The organism is Bacillus sp. EB106-04-04-XG123, from assembly GCF_058791855.1.
The window spans coordinates 46,195-65,806 of record NZ_JBYTDZ010000007.1 but is presented as its reverse complement, the minus strand read 5'-3'; the positions used below and the strand labels follow the sequence as shown (position 1 = coordinate 65,806).

Genomic DNA, 19,612 nt, shown 5'->3' with positions numbered 1-19,612 from the left:
GAAGTATCATAGGATTTTTTTATAAAAACTCGAATTAACAGGTACGTTTTGTCTTGTTTAGTTTTCAAAGATCATCTTCGCCGTTCTTAGCGGCTTTAATAATATAACATTTCGCTTCATCTTATGTCAACAACTTTTTTCAAGTTTATTTCCCGAAGCGTTTTGTGTTTGTCACTGTGTGTCAGCGACGATTAATAATATATCACGAAAACATTCTTTTGGTCAACGCCTTTTCAAAACTTTTTTTGAAATAGTTTTATTAAGCATCTTAAACCCTTGTCCTGCATACAATCAAGTAACAATCTTGGACAAGGCAGGAGTGTTTGAATTGAGTCGATTATATGTGTTGCCTATTAAACGGCTGAAGCAAGTTGTCATTATTCTTGTAGCAGCCCTTGCAGCTGCAACCTTTTTTTATGTACAAAAGGCACCGCCGCTGTCGGTATTTAAAACTGAACATGGACCCCGAGCCATTTATAAAGGAGAGACTTCATCAAAGCATGTCTCTCTCACTTTTAATATTGGCTGGGGGGATGAGAAGGCTGTTCCTATTTTAAATGTTCTTCGAGAGTACGGTATAAAGAACGCCACTTTCTTTCTGTCTGCTTCTTGGGCTGAGCGTCATCCTGATATCGTGAAACAAATTAGGGAGGACGGCCACCAAATCGGAAGCCTCGGCTATGCTTATAAAAATTATAGCCAGCTTGAGGATAGTGAGATCAAGCAAGATCTTGTCCGTGCACAAAATACATTTCAAAAGCTTGGACTAGATGACATTCAACTATTAAGACCGCCGACTGGACAGTTTAACGAAACAGCACTGAAAATTGCCACTCAGTACGGTTATACCGTTGTTCATTACAGCATTAATTCACAGGATTGGCTGAATCCGGGGGTCGACCAGATTGTTCAGAATGTAAATGACCGAATGAAAAGCGGAGACATTGTTCTCCTTCACGCCTCAGATTCAGCAACCCAAACCGCTCAAGCCTTACCTGCTATTTTGAAACAAATAAAAGAAAAGCATTTAAAAAATGTGACGGTTGGCGAACTGATCTCCAATACGAAAACAAAGTCATCGGAAGTTAAGTAGCTTTCGCTTTTGAAAACCGCGGCATCGCTAACAGCTGAAACGCATTACAGCCTAATAGCGGGAATAGCATTAAATACAGCCAGTCCTCTTCATTGACTCTGAGCGCCGGGAACCATTCTAACGACGTGATGACGACCATGAGAAACATTGCAGAAATAAATGTTTTCTTAGAGGACTGCTGCTGTTTAAAGTAAGCCACGATCAAAGCAAACACACCGATAAATAAAGGCAGCCACAAGTATGGAAGAAATGATTCATTCTCCCCGAAAAACAAAAATCGCAAGTAAGCTAAATCAAACAGCACAAAAATCACAAGAAACAGCTGAATGGTATTCCATAAAGAATGTGACCGGAAAATCTCTAACGCAAATCGGTGCACCGTCAAGAAGACAACAAACCCCATCTGGCTAATGACACTAAAGATCATCCCTACACCAATGAACCAAAACAACACAGATGCGATCTCTAGAATTTCAAACGATATAAAAAGCTTCTGATATTTTCCCCACTCCAGCGCAAAGCCTACCACGCTTGTAATGACCGCTCCAACAGCTAGCACAGAGAAGAAAAAACGAACTAAATCCCGACTTTTCATTGAATTGATCCAACCCCTATTTTTGTTATGTATAAATTTACGTGAAACATTCATATTAAAAGTAAGACATGTAACGAAAGGAGCCACAGTATGTCAAAAGGCATCTTGCGTATAGTGAGCTGTTTTCTTCTTTTATCTCTAACAGCTTGTGCTCCCAAAACCCAATCCTCATCTAATATGGACTATGACGAAACAAAAAAAATGGTCGTCGATATATTAAAGACAGATGACGGTAAAAAGGCCATTCAACAGTTATTAAATGACGAGGCAATGAATGAAGCTTTGGTAATGGATGAACAAACTGTGAAAAAAACGATAGAGAAAACACTGACTTCTGATAAAGGCAAAGAGTTCTGGAAGAAGGTCTTTGAGGATTCTAAATTTGCCGAGACTTTCGCAAAATCCATGCAGCAACAGCATGAAAGGATGTTAAAACAGTTAATGAAGGATCCTGACTATCAACAACTGATGATGGATATTCTCAAGGATCCTGAAATGGAAAAGAAATACGGTGAACTGGTAAAAAGCAAAGAGTTTAGAAAGCACTTAGAAAAAGTCATTACGGAAACATTAAGCAGCCCTCTTTATAAGAAGAAATTCGAAGATGAGCTCAAAAAGGCAGCATCTGAAAGCAGCAGTGATTCCGGATCGCAAGGCAGCGAAGGAAGCGACAGTTAAACATCACCCGAGTGGCATTCATCCACTCGGGCTTTCATTATGCTTTCACTGCTAATTGTTCAATGACTTTATTCGCAATGTGTTGATACACTTCTCCTGTCGGATGACTTGCATCATAGACAGAAGGCGCGAAATCATCCTCATTCCAATCAGGCTGTCTTAAAGGAATTTGGCCAAGGACTGATACACGCAGCTCTTCAGCCAGCTTGTCCCCGCCGCCTTTTCCAAAGACGTATTCCTTTTCACCTGTTTTTTTGCTTTCATAATAGCTCATATTCTCAACGACACCGAGCACCTCATGATCTGTTTGCAGTGCCATTGCGCCTGCTCTTGCTGCAACGAAGGCAGCCGTAGGATGCGGTGTAGTAACAATGATTTCTTTACAGCTAGGCAGCATTGTATGAATATCAAGCGCCACATCTCCCGTTCCAGGCGGAAGGTCTAATAGTAAGTAATCTAATTCTCCCCACTCAACTTCGTGGAAGAAGTTATTTAACATTTTTCCAAGCATCGGCCCTCTCCAAATAACCGGTGCATTTTCTTCAACAAAAAAGCCCATTGAAATCACTTTGACTCCAAAGCGCTCCACAGGAATAATTTTTTCCCCTTTAACTGTTGGTCTGACAGTGATCCCCATCATATCCGGTACACTAAAGCCATAAATATCAGCATCAATCAGCCCGACTTTTTTCCCTAGACGAGCCAGTGCTACAGCAAGGTTAACAGAAACAGTCGATTTACCAACGCCACCCTTTCCACTAGCAATCGCTAAGAACTCAGGCGGGTTTTTAGAGTTAAGCAGGGTTTCTTCCTCTTCTTGTGATGGCATAAACTTTTCAAGTGTTTCCTGAGGCAGTTCCTCAAAACGAAGTCCTACTGTGTTAGCGCCTGCTGATTTCAAGGCTTGTACGATGTCTTGCTGCAGCTTCATCTGCTCAGCAGTGCCTGTTTTTGCAATAGCCACCTTAAGGCTCACATGCTCTTTCTCAGGCTTTAGGCTGATTTCCTTGATGGCATCCAGCTCACCAAGCGGTATATGAAGGAAAGGTTCGTCCATCTTCCCAACTAGTTTTCTCACATCATCTTGTCCGATCATAGCAGAACCTCACCCTTTATTGAATTCGTTTACAATCCAAGTATATCATACATATCCTTACAATGTCTGTCCTGTTTGCCTGCGATCAAAAGGAAAAAGCCCCTTATTCAGGCGGCTCTTTTTGCTCTGTTAAATATCTTAAAATCCCTTTATAAATAGAGGCGGCAATTTGATCCTGATATTTAGGTGTTGCCAGCTGTCGAGCCTCTTTTGGATTGGAGAGAAATCCAATTTCCACAAGAGCTCCTGGCTTTGTGACATTTTGCATTAAATAAATGCCGTTGATCCGCTTCGCCTTTCGATCTGTGTTTTCAAGGTTTCTGCGCAATTCATCTTGAATGAACTTAGCTGCCTTTTCATTCTCTTCATACTTTCCGTAAAAAAACGTCTGAGCCCCGCTCCATTTGTTAGATGGTATCGCATTTAAATGAATGCTTAAATAGAGATCCGCTTCAGATTCATTGATGACTTTTACGCGGTTCCTTAAATCCTCCGCTTTCTTCCGGGCATATCCCTTTGTGTTCTTTGATGATAAATCAGAATCATCCTCTCGGGTCATGAGAACAAGTGCTCCCTGCTCTTGCAAATAGTCACGTATCTTCATGGATACATCTAGCGCAATCTCTTTCTCAAGCAGCTCTCCTCCTACAGCCCCTCCATCTGGGCCGCCGTGACCCGGATCTAAATAGATGATCTTCCCGCTTAGAGGCAAATTCCACGATTTCCATGAATCATCATTTAGAAATTGAAACCTGAATAAGAATAAGAGGACAATAAACCCAATTAAAAACCCTGTCCACTTCAGCTTTCTTTTCATCCCTGTCCCTCCCATACACCATTATTTTATAGATATGGGACAAGGGCTGGAAATATGCTTAGTGCAGCCGAAGCTTGTGTCTTTTTTCTGATTCACGAAAGCCTTCCTGCCACCACATGCTTAAAAATTCTTTCGCAGATGGATAAAAACACGACATCTTCCGCTCCATACGGAACATATTCCCCCACGATTGCAAGCATCCTGCCAGCTCTTCAATCAGCTCAGTTTCCTCCTGAGAGGACCGCTTCTTGATATCGTCGAACGATTCGCCATATTTACTCGACTCACCATATCTCCCGCCAGCTAAAAAAGCTTCAATGGCGAAATCGATGCAGCCATCACTCATAATACCGGCTGGATCATCTGCAAATGGAAATAGCTTCTTCGTGAATTTCTCGGAAGCAGCCGTTACTTGTTGAAGAGACAATGTACGCAAAAGCTTCTTTTCAAGCGTGACATCTCGTTTTGTTTTCAATTGATAAAATGAAAGTACTTCTGCCATGGACTGAACTCCTTTTTTCTTTGTATTGTTCGTTGGTTTGAACAAAACATGCAGTTCAGTAAATGGAAATGACGGTCAGTGAACGATCAGAATGGAAAATTGTGATAAAATAGACATTTACATATAGAAAGAATGATAAAGGGGCAAAATCAATGAAGAAATGGATATATATCCTGCTGCTATTAACAGTCGTCCTATCTGCATGCAGCAGTCAAGCCACAGAGAAAAAAAGCGATATAAAAGGAATAGAAGACATATCCTTAAAACAACTTTCAAAACACAAAAACACGTATCTCGGTGACAATTCAGCCATTCGTGAAATCTTATCAAATCAACCTGGAGGAGTAATTCGTGAATTTGAAATCATCGATGGAAAAGCATTAAACGTCACATATGGGGTAAAAGAAAATGACGGCTATACAGAAGAACAGTTTGACGCCTTCTGGTTTGATCAAAAGGACACGATTGAAAAAACGTATTTATACAACGCAATCGCACTTTTTATTCTTGTTGATAACGTAGAGCAAGTGACACTGAACATGAGCTCTAAAGACGAGCCGTCCGTCACGTTTAAAAGAAAACAACTAGAAAAAAAGCTCCCTCACCCTTTTAAAAAGTACAAAGATGATACAGCGGTTTGGCAAAAGGAACTGGTTGATGGAGTTGTGAAGTCAAAAGAGAAACGCCAAGATGTATACAAAGCGTTTCCAATGCAGAAATAATAAAACAGAGGGATTTGCCCCTCTGTTTTTTGATGTTTATGTAGTGATAGCCTGAATCAAACGTTGTCGAAAGTTTTGATCCACTGCTGCAGTAAGCATAAATTCGTTGAATACTTCCCCAATCCAATGAGAATTGTTCGCTTTCGGATCATTGATAAAAAGAGAGATGGAGATAGAGGATGTATCTGTTCTTCGATATAAAGCACCTGTGAAAACAAACAATGTTGCTCCGCCTTTATACCAAAAATATTGATCTGTTTCCTTTTTCAATGTTTCTCCCAGTACGATTTGGCTAAAAAGACTTTTTTCTTCTGTTGTTAACAGCTCGTCATGAAGACGTTTCATAAAATATGTATATTCATTGGTTGTAGACTTTGTCATTTTTTGCGTCAGTAATGATTGTATACGCCACCCTAATAAGTTCTTTTTTTTCATTTTTTCTTCTAACGCCTTTTTATGCTCTGGGTCATTTTTCATGATATTAAAAATCTCATTCATTAGAGATTTGTATTGTTCTTCGGATACACCGCTCATTTTCTTGAATGCATCCCGCCGACGATTAGATACATAAGCAGACCACAAAATCATCGGCGTCAGCGGTATGAGTTCACCATGTTCTGTAAGACCTGCTTGTTTCATCTGATCATTGATCTTTTCTAAGCCCAGCCGGTCAATCAAATAATCCGTACAAGCATTCGAACTGAATTGCATCATCCCTTTGGCAACATCTAATAAAGTCGCATGCTCAGAAAAATCATTGACCTCCACCCAGTACGCGTGCGCACCACCGTCTGTTCTATCAATATAAAATCGCTCTATATCAGACAATGCCACTTTTTCCTCTAGCTTAATGGTGCCGCTCGATACAGCTTTAACAAAATGAAATAAAACAACTAATTTCACAGTACTTGCAAGTGGTGTTTTTTGATCAGCATTCCATTCTAACACCACATCATCATTTTCAATGATTGTCACTGAAACGTCCTTTTTGTTTTTTGCGACAAATGTCAAAAGATCTTCCTTCGTTTTCTTCATATCTCTTTTATACAACAAGACTTGAACCACCACGTAAAGTATAACCACACCTATGACAACTAGACCGACTTTGAGTAACATGTTTCTCCTTTCGAAATAACTGAGGAATTATATATTAAATATAACAAATATTTCAAATAAAGGCACAAAAAGGCAGAGGCTCTTGAATCCTCCGCTTCTTGATATCCTTATTCATGGGTCAAATGCAGCTTCATTCCTTCATGAGTGGCTTCAAACCCTAATTTCTCATAAAAATGTCGTGCTTCTGGCCTCTGTTTATCTGTTGTCAGCTGAATCATATGACAGCCGCGGTCGCTTGCGCGTTGAATGGCCCACTTGATAAGCAGCGAACCGACTCCTTTCCCTCTATGACTCGAAGCCGTACGAACTCCTTCAATGGATGCTCTCCAACCTCCTTGATGTGTAAGAAATGGCGTCATGGTTAACTGAAGAACACCTACTGCTTCTTCCTGGTCACACGCAACAATGAGTTCAATATTTGGATCAGCATCGATTGAATGAAAGGCTTTGATATAGCTTTCTAATAATGGGCGAGTGTAACGCTCTCTCTTTTGACCTAACTTATCATCTGAAAGCATGAAGACGATTTTGTCGAGGTCTTCTTGCACGGCTTCTCTAAATGTCAATTGATTTAAATTCAATGAAAGCACCTCCTATGATGGATGGAAGACTGTTTTCACTTACCAAAATACCATTCTCATATAAAATTTGTTCAGCTGCTTTTTCATCAAAGTACTTCATATCATGAAAACTGATCAAGCCCTCTTCTCGAACCATTCCTCTTGTAGGAGGGCATAGTAAAACTCATCCCACCACTCATTTCCTTGTGGTATACATTTTTTAAAATACCCCTCTCTCCTCATCCCCATTTTCTCCATCACTCTCCAAGATGGCACATTTTCAGGCTGACAAGTGGCAATGATTCGATGTAAGTTCATTGTGTGAAAACCATGATGCAGAACGGCATAAGCCGCTTCTGATGCATAACCCTTGTTTTGATAGGCAGGATTGAAAACCCAGCCAATCTCATATGTGTGCTCACCAAAGGTTGGATGGAACACGATATGCCCGATACATATCTGATCTTCTTTTAATAGAACAGCAAAATTCTTGGCTGCTTTAAGACGATTATTTTTAACAAATTCCTGCGCATTTTCTTTAGAAAAAACACCTTCCGGAATATACTTCATCACTTCCGGATCAGAAGTATATGCATAGACATCCTGCCAATCATCCTCAGCAAATGAGCGAATGATACACCTTTCTGTTGTTAGATTCATATGACACCCCTCCACAGACTTCGTTTTTTAAACAGAAACCTTGCTATGATACTATTTTATATGGTTTGTCTGTAACAAACCTTTGTAAGACGTAAGACGTCCATACAATATAAAATTGATTAACGAAGTGCGAGACGCGCTAATTTAACGGGCTATTTTTGCATCAGCAAAAAAAAGAATGTCGTACTGTATATTTGGTGTCAAAATGTGATCAAAATTAACCTGTGCCAATTGGTTCAAATTTTAATTGTTTCCACTTCTACGCACTTTATCACTTTCTCTTGAAGTTTTCTTACGTCCTCTTCCAAATCTAAAATATGCATTTTATCATGGCAATTAGGACAAAGAGCAATAGTATTGTATATTGAATCATCTCCATCACGTGATAGCCATTTAATATGATGGGTATGTAAATGAGGCTCCCCATTCATATTTAAATATGGAGCCGGTTGATCACATAACTGACAAACTCCCTTTGCCCAGCGTTTTGCAAATTCTGTAACATATGGGTCACGTTCATATGTAGTTGAGATAGTCTTACGTTTACTACTTTTTCTTCTGGCGGTTCTAGCTCTGTTTTCTAAAACACTCTCACCCAGTTTTCTTACCTTCTTTTCCCTCAACACTTGTTTCATTTTTATCAACTTATCTGGAATGATTATCTTTTGATTGTCTGCCAACACAAGAGGGAAGACCCACACTTGTCGCAGTTGGTCATTATCATCTAGCTGCTCTTCTTGATAGGGTTCATCAGCTAGTTTCACTACCCCACGATACACATATTTCTTCGCTTCAAACACTTCGAACAAATGCATCTCCACTTCATTACTTAATGATTCAGCCACAGTTTTATTTTGAGATGTCAATGTCTGATCTCCCGTTCTACCCATACCGGTATAATGAAAAACATTTCCGTCCCATCGGTCTTCATACAATGCTTTGGTATGATCCGATACTAAAACTAAGGTATTCGTTTCAAGCGAGCGCCTCATACCTCCTTGAGGAGCACATTTAAAAATTTCAGTTATCTCACTATTATTAAGTGTACTTATGGGTTCTATTTTCACTAAACTCACTATTGCACCTACCTATAATTTAATAACGTCAAGTAATACGTAATAATAAATATTCCTAGACCGTATCTACAGTTCAACATAGTGGTCAATAAAAGTGATTAAAGACCTTTAGACAAAGTATATAGCAAAAATACTTTATTTTCCCTATTTTCCTCTTACCATACATCATAAATTGACTAACAAAAATTGGCGAGTTTTGCTACACGAGAACTCATCAAACCATGGAATAAATGCTGTCTCAATAGTGAGGAGTTTGCCTCTGCTGATTACGGAAAATACAACCGCTCTGAGGCAATAGCAGTAATGACCTATTTTCATATTATAATTTTATTTGAAGCGGGATCAGGCATTAAAGATGTACAGGCTCGATTAGGCATCCAATGACTATGAACATTTATAAACACGTAACAGAAACTCTAAAAGATCAAACCGCTCAAAAGTTTCAAAGGTATAGAGTTATAACCAGCAATAAATTTCTCGTGGTCCTATTATTTTAGAGCCTAAAAAAAAGACCCCCAAGCATAAGCTTGAGAGCCTTTGAGAAACGTAATAGAATTAACGTTTTGAGAACTGCTGTATCTAGATACAGCAACATCAAACAAGTATTTGTCTATTACCGGTATATTACTCAAAAGCTGTCGTACAACTACAAAGATGATGAGTTTCCACACTCATCACCAACTCTTATATCAATACTTCTAATCTAGAATAACTATCCTCAATAAAACATATTAAATCTTTCACATTGACAATAATGTAAAAATCTCCACCAAATTCAATCCGATCGAACAAATTTTCATACTCTTCTTCATCTATTACACCTAGTGCAAACAATTTATTTATCTCACTCTTTTTTGAGGTGTGATCTTCACTTATATTTTTTTCTCCAGGATACACTGTAATGCTTAGACAACAATTAATTAATTCCTCTGTAGTTGAGGAAGTATTAATCACTAGAGGAAATCTCATAAGATCAATAGACTTTCCAAGCTTACTAACGTACGGAGAAAATTCAAGACCTGATTGAAACCCCCTCTTTGTATGTCTATTTGTTTCTGTTGGGTGAATTGCACAAAGAGAACGGATATATTCAATAAATTGCGAATCTCCTGAAGTATTCCCACCATATTTTCTTTTAAAATCATCCAAAACAAAGAAATTATTAACCTGAGGTTTTTTAAATTCTTTCTTCGATAAATTTGCAATTATTTGATTGGTTATCGTTTCTATTTGGCTTGCATAATTGAGTAATTCGATGAATTTAAATTCAACATAATCTTTTTCAAAACCAATTTTCATTTCGCTGCTATTCAAATACATGCCAATTTCTTTTACTCGAGTTAAACAAGCCATTAAAAAATTCCATTTGTATTGTTCCTGTTCGATTTTCCCTGTTTTATACTTAATCCCTTTAGCATTTTCAGAATAGCCGTTTTCTAACAATCGTTTATTGACCCGCTCAACGATACTGATATCAAGATTACATCTGAATTCTGTACTTTTTTTCATAAACGGTTACCCCATTGAGTTTACCTTAATAATACCACCTAGTTATACCTTCTGCGGAATTAGAAACTTTATATTTTAAACTCTAAGTGTGTTCTCCAGAAAACCCTCATTTACTTTAAATGCTTTAGGTCTTAGGCTAACTTGTTCTATATAACCTTCAGACTCTAATTCGCTCACTATTTTATCCACTTTATATCTCGTTATATTAACAGCATCCATTAGTTTCGTTATTGAAATATTAGCATCATTATTTACAAACACAGAAATATCAACCATAAATTTTAATATTAGCCACTTGTCTCGGCTACTCTCTACAAAATCTTCATTAAAGAATTTTGCTATTCTCTCACGTTTCCCCAAACTTATTTCTAAATCCTCTATAATCTCTTCTTGGCCCATGGATAATAATTCAAGCATATCCATTAAATAAAATGTAAGTTCTCCTTTATTCAATGGATTGGGTACTCCTTCAAGTGCCTTATAATACTTATTTTTATTCTTATTAACAGCATATGAAAATGTTATAGCGGAGTATCTCTCAAGATATCTAGATAAATAACTGCAAACCAATAATCGCCCTGTTCTTCCGTTTCCATCATAAAATGGATGTACATACTCATAAAAATAGTGAGCAACCATATAACGATATAATTCAGGGTGTTCATCATCATCCAAGTATGTTATAAGTGTATTTAAACACTCTATTATTTTGTCCTCGGAACTAACTCCTATATGTGTGATCGATAAACCATTGTTTACCTCAACATAACCTTTTCGGAATAACCTACCGTCGGGCTCATTACTACTATCAATTTCCTTCGAAACTAAATCATCATACAATTCTCTAAAATCCCGCACAGTTTTAAACGGTTCAATATCATCAATAAACAAATATGTTTTCATAAGACCCGTAAAACGTTTGTTAAGATTTTCCGATTTATTTACTCCTTCTAATACACTTTCCAGTTCTTTTTTTGTACTTCTTATCCCTTCAATTTCATTGTTACTCTGCGCTTCATTAACAATCATTTTATGAAAATATGGTTCTAATATATATTGCGGCAGTTTCGCAATTAATGATGAGATTCTTGAACTATTTTTTAACACCTTATTATTTAATTGCATCAAATATGGTATGTTAACGTAAAATAAGGAGTTATGACACTGAGTCAGTTTACCTTTTCTAAATCCTTGCACAGATAATGGGGTTAGATAGGAACCATAACTATTTATACGCTTTTTATATTCTTCTTCGGCAAATTGTTCACCTTTCTTATAAAAAAGCTTTGTTAATTTTTCATATTCCACAATTCCAACCTCCCTTATTTTAAATTATGCCCATTTTTTAAAATTATATAACTAATAACGTGATTTTAAAACAAATTATTTTTCGTTTTCAAATACAAGACCCTGACATTATAAAAAATGGAAAAAAATCATGGGACAATTAGAGATGGAACATAAACCACATGATTGTAGACATACATTTGCTTCGAGAATGCATTTATACGGAGCAGATAAACTTTATATCAAAAGAATTATGGGACACGCCTCTAGAGACATTACAGACAAAGTTTACACGCACACAGATATTGAACAATTAATAGCCGCTGTTGATCTACTTAAATAAAAGGGTAAATGACCCTTTTATTTTCTCTGATTATTTGTCTATTACCTGTCTATTACTTGTCTATTACCAAGAAAATTCGATGGGTTTTCACAAGTCTTTAATAATGAATAAACCCCACAACCATAGTGATTGTGGGGTTTGCATTTTGAACCAAATTAACGTTTTGAGAACTGAGGTGCGCGACGTGCGCCTTTAAGACCGTATTTCTTACGCTCTTTCATACGTGGGTCACGAGTAAGAAGTCCAGCACGTTTAAGTGATGTACGGTACTCAGGATCTACTTCTAGAAGAGCACGAGAGATACCGTGACGAATTGCTCCAGCTTGACCAGAGAATCCACCACCGTGAACATTTACAAGAACATCGTAGCTGTTAGCTGTTTCTGTGATGTTCAAAGGCTGTTTCACGTCTTCGATTAAAGCAGCGAATGGAATGTATTCAGTAATTTCACGATTATTAACGACGATACGGCCTTCACCTGGAACTAAGCGAACGCGCGCTACAGAACTTTTACGACGACCTGTACCGTAATATTGAACCTGTGCCAAATTGTTAACCTCCCTTATAATTAACCGCGAAGTTCGTAAACTTCAGGTTGTTGTGCTTGATGTGGATGCTCAGAACCACGGTACACATTTAATTTTTTGAACATTTGACGACCTAGTGGACCCTTTGGAAGCATACCTTTGATAGCAAGCTCCAACATTTTTTCAGGGTAGTTTGTACGCATCTCAAGAGCAGTTCTTTGTTTCAAACCACCTGGGTGCATCGTGTGACGGTAGTAAATTTTGTCCGTCAATTTCTTACCAGTTAATTCGATTTTCTCAGCATTGATGATGATGACATGATCACCTGTATCAACGTGTGGTGTATAAGTTGGTTTGTGCTTACCGCGCAAAAGTGATGCTACTTCAGTAGAAAGACGACCTAGAGTCTTGCCTGCCGCATCAACAACTAGCCATTTGCGCTCAATTGTGCTTGCGTTCGCCATTGGTGTTGTACGCATGAGTTTCCCTCCTAAATAAATCAATGAATTTTCCTTGAATCAAATGCTACGTTCTATTTCAAAACACAGATAAGTCTTCCGGGGCTTATTTGTGGGGTTGAAATACATACCATATGATATCTTATAACTTTCTGCTTCCTGTGTCAAGAACATGTTACACCTGGTTTAGTTGTCATAGAAAACTTCCCATAAATACAGTCCGTGACTAGGCGCAGTCTTGCCTGCCGCTTCGCGATTTCGGGCGGCAAGCATGGCTTTTATCTCCTCAGGGTGAAATTTACCAGAACCGATTTCAAGCAACGTTCCAGCGATAATCCTTACCATGTTGTATAAAAAACCATTCCCTCTCACACGCATTTCAAGCCCGTCTGAGACGTTTTTCCACTCAAGGGCATAAATATCCCTCACCTTGTCCTGAACCTCTGTATTGGCCGCACAAAAGCTTGTAAAATCATGTGTCCCAATTAAGTGCTCAGCGGCTTCTCTCATTTTATCGATATCCAGCCGGTAAGGATAGTGGCAGGCATACTGTCTCGTGAACACATTTTGGTGTGTTTCTGTTGAGACCTTATAACGGTACTCCTTCGAAACAACACCAAATCTGGCATGAAACGAGTCATCGACCTCCTCAGCCTTTAAAACACGGATATCATCCGGCAGCAGGCTGTTGAGAGCAAAAGGCCATCTCTCCATCGGAATCGAGAGCGGGGTGTCAAAATGGATGACCTGTCCCTTTGCATGAACACCGCTGTCTGTCCGGCCGGAAGCCACAATCGGAATCAGTTCATCCTGTTTGTGCATTCTTGCAAGGGCAGACTCGATCTCCGTCTGTACGGTTCGCTGCCCTGGCTGCACCTGATAGCCTTTAAAATGTGTCCCATCGTAGGATACAGTACATTTGACCTTCATCTAGGAATCACCTAATTTCTAAGCAGCACAAGGAGCGCTGTTAACAGGATGAATAGAAGCAGCGTGAACGTGTCCTTCATACCCCAGACAAGCTGACGGTATTTCGTCCGTCCTTCTCCCCCGCGGTAGCCTCTCGCTTCCATCGCTGTCGCCAGTTCCTCTGCACGCTTAAACGCACTGACGAAAAGGGGAACAAGCAAAGGAACGATGGCTTTCATGCGATCCTTTAAAGGTCCGCTTGTAAAATCAACGCCTCGAGCCATTTGTGCCTTCATGATTTTGTCCGTCTCTTCTAGTAAAGTCGGAATAAACCGAAGTGAGATGGACATCATGAGAGCAAGCTCATGAACGGGCAGTTTGATTTTACGGAATGGGTGCAGCAGCTTCTCCATTCCGTCTGTCACTTCTATAGGCGTTGTGGTTAACGTAAGAAGTGTCGTCATCATAATGAGATAGACAAAACGGAGTGAAATGAAGATCCCCTGCTTTAAACCTTCTTCATAAATATTCAGAAAACCAAAGTGGAATAGCAAGGCGCCATCCTTTGTCATGAAAATATGCAGAATAAAGGTAAACAGGACAATCCATAGGATCGGCTTCATTCCCTTGAGAATAAAGTATAGCGGCACCTGAGAAACCATCACCACAAGAATGGTAAAGACACCTAACAGCCCGTAAGTGATGTAATTATTAGCAAAAAAGACAATAAAGACAAAAAAGAAAATTGATAACAGCTTTGTCCTTGGATCAAGACGATGGACAAAGGATGAACCTGGCACATATTTGCCGATAATCATACTATCCATCATGATGTCGTGTCCTCCTGATAAAGAGCTGTTAAGGCTTCTGCCATTTCATCCATGGTCAGAAGCGGCCTAGGAAACGTAATACCTAGCTTTTCTTCTACAGTCTGCTGGAATTTAATCGTTTCCGGGAGGTCGAGACCAAACGAAGACATGTCTGTACGATTGGCAAACAACTCTCTCGGTGTGCCTGTCGCCTTCACTGTCCCTTTATGCATCACAATCATTTGATCCGCATAATGAGCGGCGTCCTCCATACTGTGTGTGACTAGGATCGTGGTGAGGTTTGCCTTTTGATGAAGGTCATAGAACATGTCCATAATTTCCTTCCGCCCGCGTGGATCCAGTCCAGCAGTCGGCTCATCAAGCACAAGCACTTCTGGCTCCATCGCTAAAACGCCAGCAATCGCCACACGTCTCATTTGACCACCGCTTAGTTCAAAGGGAGATCGAGATAATAGGGATTCAGGAAGACCCACCAGTTTCAGCATCTCCTTCGCCTTCGCTTCTGCTTTCTCTTGAGGAACACCGAAGTTCATCGGGCCGAAGCAGATATCCTTGAGGATGGTTTCCTCAAAGAGCTGATGCTCAGGAAACTGAAACACGATGCCTACCTTTTTCCGGAGGGGTTTCATATCCTTCTGCTTTTTATTGGCTTGTAAAACTGTCTCTCCAAGCGCAATGCTCCCCTTCGTTGGTTTGAGCAATCCATTTAAATGCTGCAGCAATGTAGACTTGCCAGAGCCCGTATGACCAATGACAGCGACATAGCTGCCCTCTTTGATGGAAGCATTGACATCATACAAAGCGAGACGCTCAAACGGCGTTTTCATTTGATAACGATGCTCTAATTCTTTGATCGTAATGTCCATAGCTCTTTCACCAATCCTTCTTGTGTCAAATGGGCATTTGCAAGCGGCACACCTTGCTGCTTCAATTGCTTGCTCAATCGATAGGAGAATGGCAGATCAAGTCCAATCTGAACCAGCTGTTCATCTAGTTCAAATACTTCCTCTGGCGTTCCCTCGGCAAATTTCTTCCCGCCATTCATCACAATGACGCGGTCTGCCTTGGCAGCCTCGTCTAAATCATGTGTGATGGAAATGACTGTGACTGTTCCTTGTTCCTTCAGTAGTCTAACAGTCTCTAACACTTCTTCACGGCCAATCGGATCAAGCATTGATGTTGCTTCATCCAAGATCATGATGTCAGGGCTTGCGGCAAGCACACCTGCAATAGCGACTCTCTGCTTCTGCCCGCCTGATAGATGGTGCGGCTCTTGATCAAGAAACTCCTGCATATTGACCTGTTTGACAGCCCAATCTACACGTTCTATCATCAATTCCCGCTCAACCCCGTTATTTTCTAAACCAAAAGCCACATCATCACGAACCGTTGAGCCCACAAATTGGTTATCTGGGTTTTGAAAGACCATTCCGACCTTTTTGCGAATATCCCAGACACTTTCTTCTTTGAGCTCAATCTCTCCAACCTTGACCGTACCAGCATCCGGTAAAATGAGCCCATTCAGCACACGGGCAAGTGTGGATTTACCTGAACCGTTATGACCAACAATGGCGAGCCATTCATTTTGATTCACATGCAGTGACACTTGATCTAAAGCGGGCTTGTCCGCATCCTTGTGATAACGAAATACAATGTCCTTTACGTCAATTAATGTCTTCCCCATCTCTACCGGACCTCCTCTCAGCTCAACCTCTTCTTTGCTTATTCCTAAAAAAAGCCGTAGTACCTAAAAAAGGGCATAGATCCAGTTATGAACTGTCCCGCCCTTTCTTAGATACACGATATGTGATTAAACTAATTCAATGACAGCCATTGGTGCGCCATCGCCGCGACGAGGTCCAAGCTTCATGATACGAGTGTATCCACCTTGGCGATCTTCGTAGCGAGTTGCAACGTCAGCGAATAATTTTTGAAGTGCATCTTGGTTTGTTTCAGCGTTAGCTACTTCATTACGAATGTAAGCTGCAGCTTGACGGCGAGCATGAAGATCTCCGCGTTTGCCAAGAGTGATCATTTTTTCAACTACAGAGCGAAGTTCTTTCGCACGTGTTTCAGTTGTTTCGATGCGTTCGTTGATGATCAAATCAGTCGTTAGGTCACGAAGCATTGCTTTACGTTGTGCACTAGTGCGTCCTAGCTTTCTGTATGCCATGTGATGTCCCCTCCTTAATTAGAGATGCTGTATGAATAAAAAACACACGAAAATCCTAGTTCACAATGAAACTAGTCAATCGTCTTTACGAAGACCCAGTCCAAGTTCTTCTAGTTTCGCTTTCACTTCTTCAAGAGATTTACGTCCAAGGTTACGAACTTTCATCATATCCTCTTCTGTCTTGTTAGCAAGCTCTTGAACAGTGTTAATACCCGCACGCTTCAAACAGTTGTAAGAACGAACAGAAAGATCAAGCTCTTCAATTGTCATTTCAAGCACTTTTTCTTTTTGGTCTTCTTCTTTCTCAACCATGATTTCAGCATGCTGAGCTTCGTCAGTTAACCCAACGAAAATATTCAGGTGTTCAGTTAAAATCTTAGAACCTAGAGCGATCGCTTCTTTCGGTCCTGTGCTTCCATCAGTCCATACATCTAGTGTTAATTTATCATAGTTTGTGATTTGCCCAACACGGGTGTTCTCCACTTGATAAGTCACACGAGATACAGGTGTATAGATTGAGTCGATCGGAATCACACCGATTGGCTGATCGTCTCTTTTGTTTGCATCAGCAGGATTATACCCGCGACCTCTTTGTGCAGTTAAGCGAACACGGAAGCTCGCATTCTTGCCAAGAGTTGCGATGTGAAGATCTGGATTTAAGATTTCAATATCGCTGTCGTGTGTAATATCAGCAGCTGTTACAGTACCTTCATCTTGTACATCAATTTCAAGCGTCTTCTCTTCTTCAGAGTAGATTTTGAGTGCAAGCTTTTTAATGTTTAAGATAATCGTTGTAACATCTTCAACCACGCCTTCGATCGTTGAGAATTCGTGTAAGACACCATCTATCTGGATCGATGTTACAGCTGCACCAGGAAGTGAGGATAAAAGGATACGACGAAGGGAGTTCCCTAAAGTGGTACCATATCCACGCTCAAGTGGCTCTACGACAAACTTGCCATACTTGGCATCGTCGCTGATTTCAACCGTTTCGATTTTTGGTTTTTCAATTTCGATCATCTAATAAAACCCTCCTTCAAAACGTCGAAACCTCGAATAGAATCATATGAGATTCCATCCGAAATTCCTCATTGTTTAGTCCCGTATGTGCTCAGGCAACGAGTCGTGTATTCGTCTCATAAATAACTGTATCATAACCCATTATTGACAGGGACACAAAATCTATACAAACAAATTACACGCGGCGACGTTTTGGTGGACGGCATCCGTTATGAGGAACTGGAGTTACGTCTCTAATTGCAGTAACTTCAAGACCAGCAGCTTGAAGCGCACGAATTGCAGCTTCACGACCAGAACCAGGACCTTTAACAGTTACTTCAAGTGTTTTAAGACCATGTTCGATAGAACCTTTAGCAGCAGTTTCAGCAGCCATTTGTGCAGCGAAAGGAGTAGATTTACGAGAACCTCTGAATCCTAATGCACCAGCACTTGACCAAGAAATTGCGTTTCCATGAACATCAGTAATCGTTACAATCGTGTTGTTGAAAGTGGAACGAATATGAGCGATTCCAGCTTCAATATTCTTTTTCACGCGACGTTTACGCGTATTTTGTTTACGAGCAGCAGCCATTCTTTAACTACCTCCTTTACTTATTTTTTCTTGTTAGCTACAGTACGACGCGGACCTTTACGAGTACGCGCGTTGTTTTTTGTGTTTTGTCCACGAACAGGAAGTCCTCTACGATGACGGATTCCGCGGTAGCTTCCGATTTCAATTAGACGCTTAATGTTAAGTGAAACTTCACGACGAAGGTCACCTTCTACTTTAAGTTTGTCAATGATATCACGGATTTTACCAAGTTCGTCTTCAGTTAGATCGCGAACGCGAGTGTCTTCAGAAACACCTGCTTCTTTAAGGACTTGTTGCGCAGTCGTACGACCAATTCCAAAAACATATGTTAAAGAAATGACAACACGCTTATCACGTGGAATATCTACACCAGCAATACGAGCCATGATTTGGGCACCTCCTTGTTATTAGCCTTGTTTTTGTTTATGTTTTGGGTTTTCACAGATCACCATTACTTTTCCTTTTCTGCGAATCACTTTACATTTTTCACAGATAGGTTTAACAGATGGTCTCACTTTCATGTGTTTCCAACCTCCTTCTTCCGGAGTTGCTTTATTTGTAACGGTACGTAATTCTACCACGAGTTAAGTCATATGGAGATAATTCTACCGTAACTTTGTCTCCAGGTAAAATGCGAATGAAGTGCATACGGATTTTTCCTGATACATGAGCCAAAACTGTATGACCATTCTCTAGTTCAACTTTGAACATTGCGTTTGGCAAAGTTTCTGCTACAGTACCTTCCACTTCAATTACATCGTCTTTCGCCATTCAAGTGTTCTCCCTTCTTCAAATCAGTAACTTGCTCTCTGACAAATGTCCAAATGAGAATCTCTCAATTGTTCATCTATCACCCGACCTGTTTTGAATATACTGTTCTGAACTTCCGGAGATACGCAATCATAAAAGGTTATATGATTGATATTTTTTCTTAGGAGAATGAAATTTACGCTTTTCTCCGTCTGCGATTAGTACATGGCAGCCAACGAACATGCCGATGACACCTGTATACTGATCTTGTTCTTTCTTTGGACTATACAGACAACCTGCCCGATTTGGGCCTGAAAGGC

25 protein-coding genes and 2 pseudogenes are annotated in these 19,612 nt (G+C 40.0%); 4 read left to right on the top strand and 23 right to left on the bottom strand.

The features are described 5' to 3' along the window. Positions 1–328 precede the first annotated feature (328 nt). A complete protein-coding gene (gene pdaB, locus AC3WTB_RS18730) occupies positions 329–1,093 on the top strand; it encodes a polysaccharide deacetylase family sporulation protein PdaB (protein WP_024425619.1) in 765 nt (254 codons plus the stop codon). Here pdaB and AC3WTB_RS18725 read toward each other — a convergent pair. Further along, positions 1,086–1,688, bottom strand: coding sequence for a KinB-signaling pathway activation protein (locus AC3WTB_RS18725; RefSeq protein WP_047203789.1), 603 nt, complete (start codon positions 1,686–1,688; stop codon positions 1,086–1,088). The genes pdaB and AC3WTB_RS18725 overlap by 8 nt on opposite strands. A gap of 90 nt (positions 1,689–1,778) precedes the next feature. Here AC3WTB_RS18725 and gerD point away from each other — a divergent pair, with 90 nt between their 5' ends. Then, entirely contained in the window at positions 1,779–2,366 is a 588-nt protein-coding gene (gerD, locus tag AC3WTB_RS18720; RefSeq protein ID WP_039176014.1) for a spore germination lipoprotein GerD, read from the top strand. A gap of 37 nt (positions 2,367–2,403) precedes the next feature. Here gerD and AC3WTB_RS18715 read toward each other — a convergent pair whose 3' ends face one another. The 3 genes from AC3WTB_RS18715 to AC3WTB_RS18705 form a co-directional block, all read right to left on the bottom strand. After that, positions 2,404–3,462: an Mrp/NBP35 family ATP-binding protein gene (locus AC3WTB_RS18715; RefSeq protein ID WP_039176011.1), complete on the bottom strand. Its 1,059-nt coding sequence runs from the start codon at positions 3,460–3,462 to the stop codon at positions 2,404–2,406. Between the two features lie 103 nt (positions 3,463–3,565). Beyond that, entirely contained in the window at positions 3,566–4,279 is a 714-nt protein-coding gene (gene cwlD / locus AC3WTB_RS18710) for an N-acetylmuramoyl-L-alanine amidase CwlD (RefSeq protein WP_492334093.1), read from the bottom strand. Between the two features lie 58 nt (positions 4,280–4,337). Further along, on the bottom strand, positions 4,338–4,781 hold the full coding sequence (locus AC3WTB_RS18705; RefSeq protein ID WP_106025918.1) for a YbaK family protein: 444 nt from the start codon (positions 4,779–4,781) through the stop codon (positions 4,338–4,340). 152 nt (positions 4,782–4,933) lie between these two features. Between AC3WTB_RS18705 and AC3WTB_RS18700 the strand changes: the two genes are divergently transcribed. Further along, positions 4,934–5,503 (top strand): DUF4825 domain-containing protein, encoded by a 570-nt coding sequence (locus tag AC3WTB_RS18700; RefSeq protein ID WP_410559772.1) that lies wholly within the window; start codon positions 4,934–4,936, stop codon positions 5,501–5,503. 36 nt (positions 5,504–5,539) lie between these two features. Here the strand turns inward: AC3WTB_RS18700 and AC3WTB_RS18695 are convergent, their stop codons facing one another. The 6 genes from AC3WTB_RS18695 to AC3WTB_RS18670 all read right to left on the bottom strand — a co-directional run bounded on the left by AC3WTB_RS18695 (position 5,540) and on the right by AC3WTB_RS18670 (position 11,732). Further along, the gene (locus tag AC3WTB_RS18695; protein WP_492334092.1) at positions 5,540–6,619 is read right to left on the bottom strand and encodes a serine hydrolase; all 1,080 of its coding nucleotides are present in this window, start codon (positions 6,617–6,619) and stop codon (positions 5,540–5,542) included. 107 nt (positions 6,620–6,726) lie between these two features. Then, the gene (locus AC3WTB_RS18690) at positions 6,727–7,200 is read right to left on the bottom strand and encodes a GNAT family N-acetyltransferase (protein WP_492334091.1); all 474 of its coding nucleotides are present in this window, start codon (positions 7,198–7,200) and stop codon (positions 6,727–6,729) included. A gap of 114 nt (positions 7,201–7,314) precedes the next feature. Continuing rightward, positions 7,315–7,839 carry a GNAT family N-acetyltransferase gene (locus AC3WTB_RS18685; protein WP_492334090.1) on the bottom strand — a complete coding sequence of 175 codons (525 nt, stop codon included), beginning with the start codon at positions 7,837–7,839 and terminating at the stop codon, positions 7,315–7,317. Positions 7,840–8,075: 236 nt separating this feature from the next. Continuing rightward, a complete protein-coding gene (locus tag AC3WTB_RS18680) occupies positions 8,076–8,915 on the bottom strand; it encodes an HNH endonuclease (RefSeq protein ID WP_492334089.1) in 840 nt (279 codons plus the stop codon). Between the two features lie 684 nt (positions 8,916–9,599). Further along, the gene (locus AC3WTB_RS18675; RefSeq protein ID WP_492334088.1) at positions 9,600–10,424 is read right to left on the bottom strand and encodes a hypothetical protein; all 825 of its coding nucleotides are present in this window, start codon (positions 10,422–10,424) and stop codon (positions 9,600–9,602) included. A 75-nt stretch (positions 10,425–10,499) separates the two neighbouring features. Next, a complete protein-coding gene (locus tag AC3WTB_RS18670) occupies positions 10,500–11,732 on the bottom strand; it encodes a Fic family protein (RefSeq protein ID WP_492334087.1) in 1,233 nt (410 codons plus the stop codon). A gap of 124 nt (positions 11,733–11,856) precedes the next feature. On the opposite strand from AC3WTB_RS18670, the pseudogene AC3WTB_RS18665 reads away from it, so the two are divergent. Beyond that, positions 11,857–12,054 (top strand): annotated as a pseudogene (locus tag AC3WTB_RS18665) (tyrosine-type recombinase/integrase); the annotation flags it as partial. A 155-nt stretch (positions 12,055–12,209) separates the two neighbouring features. Here AC3WTB_RS18665 and rpsI read toward each other — a convergent pair. The 13 genes and pseudogenes from rpsI to AC3WTB_RS18600 all read right to left on the bottom strand — a co-directional run bounded on the left by rpsI (position 12,210) and on the right by AC3WTB_RS18600 (position 19,597). Continuing rightward, positions 12,210–12,602 carry a 30S ribosomal protein S9 gene (rpsI, locus tag AC3WTB_RS18660; RefSeq protein ID WP_039175996.1) on the bottom strand — a complete coding sequence of 131 codons (393 nt, stop codon included), beginning with the start codon at positions 12,600–12,602 and terminating at the stop codon, positions 12,210–12,212. 20 nt (positions 12,603–12,622) lie between these two features. Further along, complete coding sequence (rplM, locus tag AC3WTB_RS18655; RefSeq protein WP_003217042.1) at positions 12,623–13,060, bottom strand: 50S ribosomal protein L13; 438 nt, start codon at positions 13,058–13,060, stop codon at positions 12,623–12,625. A 165-nt stretch (positions 13,061–13,225) separates the two neighbouring features. Continuing rightward, positions 13,226–13,969 (bottom strand): tRNA pseudouridine(38-40) synthase TruA, encoded by a 744-nt coding sequence (truA, locus tag AC3WTB_RS18650; RefSeq protein WP_047203795.1) that lies wholly within the window; start codon positions 13,967–13,969, stop codon positions 13,226–13,228. An 11-nt stretch (positions 13,970–13,980) separates the two neighbouring features. Beyond that, on the bottom strand, positions 13,981–14,778 hold the full coding sequence (locus tag AC3WTB_RS18645; RefSeq protein WP_034283880.1) for an energy-coupling factor transporter transmembrane component T family protein: 798 nt from the start codon (positions 14,776–14,778) through the stop codon (positions 13,981–13,983). Next, positions 14,775–15,644, bottom strand: a complete 870-nt coding sequence (locus AC3WTB_RS18640) for an energy-coupling factor ABC transporter ATP-binding protein (RefSeq protein WP_039175989.1) — start codon at positions 15,642–15,644, stop codon at positions 14,775–14,777. Before AC3WTB_RS18640 ends, AC3WTB_RS18645 begins: the two co-directional genes overlap by 4 nt. Then, on the bottom strand, positions 15,620–16,462 hold the full coding sequence (locus AC3WTB_RS18635) for an energy-coupling factor ABC transporter ATP-binding protein (RefSeq protein ID WP_008356549.1): 843 nt from the start codon (positions 16,460–16,462) through the stop codon (positions 15,620–15,622). Before AC3WTB_RS18635 ends, AC3WTB_RS18640 begins: the two co-directional genes overlap by 25 nt. Positions 16,463–16,588: 126 nt before the next feature. Continuing rightward, on the bottom strand, positions 16,589–16,951 hold the full coding sequence (gene rplQ, locus AC3WTB_RS18630) for a 50S ribosomal protein L17 (RefSeq protein ID WP_003216944.1): 363 nt from the start codon (positions 16,949–16,951) through the stop codon (positions 16,589–16,591). Positions 16,952–17,026: 75 nt separating this feature from the next. Further along, on the bottom strand, positions 17,027–17,971 hold the full coding sequence (locus AC3WTB_RS18625; protein ID WP_003217009.1) for a DNA-directed RNA polymerase subunit alpha: 945 nt from the start codon (positions 17,969–17,971) through the stop codon (positions 17,027–17,029). A gap of 175 nt (positions 17,972–18,146) precedes the next feature. Next, positions 18,147–18,542 carry a 30S ribosomal protein S11 gene (rpsK, locus tag AC3WTB_RS18620; protein ID WP_003217231.1) on the bottom strand — a complete coding sequence of 132 codons (396 nt, stop codon included), beginning with the start codon at positions 18,540–18,542 and terminating at the stop codon, positions 18,147–18,149. Between the two features lie 20 nt (positions 18,543–18,562). Continuing rightward, a complete protein-coding gene (rpsM, locus tag AC3WTB_RS18615; RefSeq protein WP_003217023.1) occupies positions 18,563–18,928 on the bottom strand; it encodes a 30S ribosomal protein S13 in 366 nt (121 codons plus the stop codon). Positions 18,929–18,949: 21 nt separating this feature from the next. After that, entirely contained in the window at positions 18,950–19,063 is a 114-nt protein-coding gene (gene rpmJ, locus AC3WTB_RS18610; protein ID WP_003156543.1) for a 50S ribosomal protein L36, read from the bottom strand. A 31-nt stretch (positions 19,064–19,094) separates the two neighbouring features. Further along, entirely contained in the window at positions 19,095–19,313 is a 219-nt protein-coding gene (infA, locus tag AC3WTB_RS18605) for a translation initiation factor IF-1 (protein WP_003217190.1), read from the bottom strand. Continuing rightward, positions 19,291–19,597: pseudogene (locus tag AC3WTB_RS18600) on the bottom strand (KOW domain-containing RNA-binding protein). Before AC3WTB_RS18600 ends, infA begins: the two are co-directional and overlap by 23 nt. Positions 19,598–19,612 lie beyond the last annotated feature (15 nt).

What these genes read in the sequence shown, in the direction of transcription:
- infA (WP_003217190.1), bottom strand. Translation starts at nt 19,313, where the DNA reads ATGGCGAAAGACGATGTAATTGAAGTGGAAGGTACTGTAGCAGAAACT.
- rpsM (WP_003217023.1), bottom strand. Translation starts at nt 18,928, where the DNA reads ATGGCTCGTATTGCTGGTGTAGATATTCCACGTGATAAGCGTGTTGTC.
- AC3WTB_RS18685 (WP_492334090.1), bottom strand. Translation starts at nt 7,839, where the DNA reads ATGAATCTAACAACAGAAAGGTGTATCATTCGCTCATTTGCTGAGGAT.
- AC3WTB_RS18700 (WP_410559772.1), top strand. Translation starts at nt 4,934, where the DNA reads ATGAAGAAATGGATATATATCCTGCTGCTATTAACAGTCGTCCTATCT.
- truA (WP_047203795.1), bottom strand. Translation starts at nt 13,969, where the DNA reads ATGAAGGTCAAATGTACTGTATCCTACGATGGGACACATTTTAAAGGC.
- gerD (WP_039176014.1), top strand. Translation starts at nt 1,779, where the DNA reads ATGTCAAAAGGCATCTTGCGTATAGTGAGCTGTTTTCTTCTTTTATCT.
- AC3WTB_RS18645 (WP_034283880.1), bottom strand. Translation starts at nt 14,778, where the DNA reads ATGATGGATAGTATGATTATCGGCAAATATGTGCCAGGTTCATCCTTT.
- AC3WTB_RS18635 (WP_008356549.1), bottom strand. Translation starts at nt 16,462, where the DNA reads ATGGGGAAGACATTAATTGACGTAAAGGACATTGTATTTCGTTATCAC.
- AC3WTB_RS18715 (WP_039176011.1), bottom strand. Translation starts at nt 3,462, where the DNA reads ATGATCGGACAAGATGATGTGAGAAAACTAGTTGGGAAGATGGACGAA.
- AC3WTB_RS18625 (WP_003217009.1), bottom strand. Translation starts at nt 17,971, where the DNA reads ATGATCGAAATTGAAAAACCAAAAATCGAAACGGTTGAAATCAGCGAC.
- AC3WTB_RS18725 (WP_047203789.1), bottom strand. Translation starts at nt 1,688, where the DNA reads ATGAAAAGTCGGGATTTAGTTCGTTTTTTCTTCTCTGTGCTAGCTGTT.
- rpsK (WP_003217231.1), bottom strand. Translation starts at nt 18,542, where the DNA reads ATGGCTGCTGCTCGTAAACAAAATACGCGTAAACGTCGCGTGAAAAAG.
- rplM (WP_003217042.1), bottom strand. Translation starts at nt 13,060, where the DNA reads ATGCGTACAACACCAATGGCGAACGCAAGCACAATTGAGCGCAAATGG.
- AC3WTB_RS18675 (WP_492334088.1), bottom strand. Translation starts at nt 10,424, where the DNA reads ATGAAAAAAAGTACAGAATTCAGATGTAATCTTGATATCAGTATCGTT.
- cwlD (WP_492334093.1), bottom strand. Translation starts at nt 4,279, where the DNA reads ATGAAAAGAAAGCTGAAGTGGACAGGGTTTTTAATTGGGTTTATTGTC.
- rplQ (WP_003216944.1), bottom strand. Translation starts at nt 16,951, where the DNA reads ATGGCATACAGAAAGCTAGGACGCACTAGTGCACAACGTAAAGCAATG.
- rpmJ (WP_003156543.1), bottom strand. Translation starts at nt 19,063, where the DNA reads ATGAAAGTGAGACCATCTGTTAAACCTATCTGTGAAAAATGTAAAGTG.
- AC3WTB_RS18640 (WP_039175989.1), bottom strand. Translation starts at nt 15,644, where the DNA reads ATGGACATTACGATCAAAGAATTAGAGCATCGTTATCAAATGAAAACG.
- AC3WTB_RS18705 (WP_106025918.1), bottom strand. Translation starts at nt 4,781, where the DNA reads ATGGCAGAAGTACTTTCATTTTATCAATTGAAAACAAAACGAGATGTC.
- AC3WTB_RS18695 (WP_492334092.1), bottom strand. Translation starts at nt 6,619, where the DNA reads ATGTTACTCAAAGTCGGTCTAGTTGTCATAGGTGTGGTTATACTTTAC.